Annotated in this window: 2 protein-coding genes and 1 pseudogene; 2 read left to right on the top strand and 1 reads right to left on the bottom strand. The window is 53.5% G+C overall.

Going from position 1 to position 1,053, the window contains the following annotated elements; translation table 11 throughout:
- On the bottom strand, positions 1 to 110 hold a 110-nt coding region (locus ACIOVB_RS22775; protein ID WP_401271628.1), incomplete at its 3' end, for a hypothetical protein.
- A 278-nt stretch (positions 111 to 388) separates the two neighbouring features.
- Between ACIOVB_RS22775 and ACIOVB_RS22770 the strand changes: the two genes are divergently transcribed.
- Positions 389 to 745, top strand: coding sequence for a glutamine amidotransferase (locus tag ACIOVB_RS22770; protein ID WP_401271622.1), 357 nt, complete (start codon positions 389 to 391; stop codon positions 743 to 745).
- Between the two features lie 95 nt (positions 746 to 840).
- A pseudogene (locus tag ACIOVB_RS22765) lies at positions 841 to 1,053 on the top strand (glutamine synthetase); the annotation flags it as partial.

The raw sequence follows: 1,053 nt of genomic DNA, 5'->3' as shown, positions 1-1,053 counted from the left end.
ACCACACCATTCATATCCGCAATCAGAAGGTCAACGTACAGAACCTCAGGATGTTCCTTAAGGAACGCGTTCGCTTCGTTGAGCTGAACGGCACGCGGGGGTACCGACATGATGCAACACCTTTGTTGTTAAAAATATCAATCATTGATCTTTTCTGGTTTCAGTCAACCCGAACGGCCTGCCGAAGTCAAGCAAGGCCTTTTTTGCCCTAAAAAAGCGCTGTGAGGGCATTTATGGGGCAGTTTTGGGCATTTTTTTGTCCTTGGGAGACTTGGCACCCGCGGGCTTGAGCAGGCCGTGTTGTATTTTTTACGGGGGTGTTGTGTAAAAAAATGAACAAGGCTAAGCTCCGATCAAACCCATAACAGCAATAATACCGGGGTGCTTCATGTCTCGCCTGCCGATAATCGGCGTCACCGACTGCTCGCAACAGTCCGGTCTGCATGCTTATCCCATCAGTGGCGAATCGTCCGTACAGAGTGCAGCCTTTGAGGCTCGCAGCCTGGCGACGAAGTTGTCGTCAGCCGCAGCCAAAACGGCAGCGTCCGATATTCTGGACGCACGACAAGGCATCCGCTTTATGGCGTCTCCTTTCAATATAGATCTCTTTCTCTCTCAAAGCCCGTGCCGCTCCGCAAGGCGTGCTCATGATTCTGCACGCCATGAGTTTGCACAGGAAATGCAACGCCAGCGTAAAGGGCAGGTAAGCTCCTCTTTCATTGTCTATGCGCGGTGCCGGGCGTAAGCCGGTACTGCGCGCAAGCAAGCCCCCTTTAACGCGACGCCCAGGCGTCAAACTTTGCCTGACACCCTGTCAGGAGACTCAGCCCAGAGGCATTTATGAGTAACAACCTCGACCAGCTCACCGATTGGTTGAAAGACCACAAGATCACAGAAGTCGAATGCATGATCGCCGACTTGACCGGTATCACCCGGGGCAAGATCTCGCCGACCAACAAGTTCATCGCCGAGAAAGGCATGCGCCTGCCAGAGAGCGTGCTGCTGCAGACCGTGACCGGCGACTATGTCGAAGACGACAGCTATTCCGAACTG

The organism is Pseudomonas sp. NPDC087639 (assembly GCF_044743385.1).
In the GTDB taxonomy this organism is placed as follows: Bacteria; Pseudomonadota; Gammaproteobacteria; order Pseudomonadales; family Pseudomonadaceae; genus Aquipseudomonas.
This window is presented reverse-complemented; position numbering and strand designations above follow the sequence as displayed.